Origin of the sequence: Gluconobacter sp. P5H9_a, from assembly GCF_018812085.1 — a bacterium.
In the GTDB taxonomy this organism is placed as follows: Bacteria; Pseudomonadota; Alphaproteobacteria; order Acetobacterales; family Acetobacteraceae; genus Gluconobacter.
This window is the reverse complement of record NZ_JACRVW010000060.1, coordinates 1-612: the sequence shown is the minus strand read 5'-3', so window position 1 is coordinate 612 and position 612 is coordinate 1. Positions and strand designations below refer to the sequence as shown.

The window sequence follows — 612 nt, the reverse complement described above, 5'->3', positions numbered from 1 at the left end:
ATCTTGAGTAAAAGCTTGGCCTATACCATTTAATCTTGAGTCTAGTGGGCGTGTAAACTTGGCGCTTAAATTAAAATTTGGGTATTTCCCTGTTATTTTTGGATGTAAATAAGCAGCTATTTCTACGTCTGATTGAGATATATATCTTCCTGCCCATTTTTCTATAATATGCTTTAGAGCTCTACTGTGTTTTGGTTTTGTTTTTATTGTTGTCTGAGCATCTAACCATTCATACGCCATCCTAATACAGTCTTCATGCTCGTGAAGAATGTCTGATGGATGTKGGTACTTGAAGCCAATTTTGGCATCGTTAATTTCTTTGTCAGTAAGCACTGTATAATTTCCTCTTATCAAAATACTTAACCAAATATGGTAATGTTAGATGTCACGAAAATGGGGCGGCTTTTACACCGCTCCAGAGCAACATCAGAAGTATTTTAGTGGCTAAAATACTCCTTGTCCTCTGAGCAAGCAGATGAGCATAGCACAGAGCAGAACAGACCCGGAGCGAGCGCAGCGCGGGAGCGGCGTAGCCCGCCCGTCAGGGCGTCTGGGTGGGATTAAGCCGTAAAATCGAAGATGACTTTTCCTGCGCCTGCGTGAGCTATTCCC

The 612-nt window shown here is 42.4% G+C and carries 1 protein-coding gene; it reads right to left on the bottom strand.

Annotation, left to right across the window (positions count from 1 at the left end; genetic code table 11):
* On the bottom strand, positions 1-333 hold a 333-nt coding region (locus KP708_RS15475), incomplete at its 3' end, for a hypothetical protein (protein ID WP_215757251.1).
* Between the last annotated feature and the right edge of the window lie 279 nt (positions 334-612).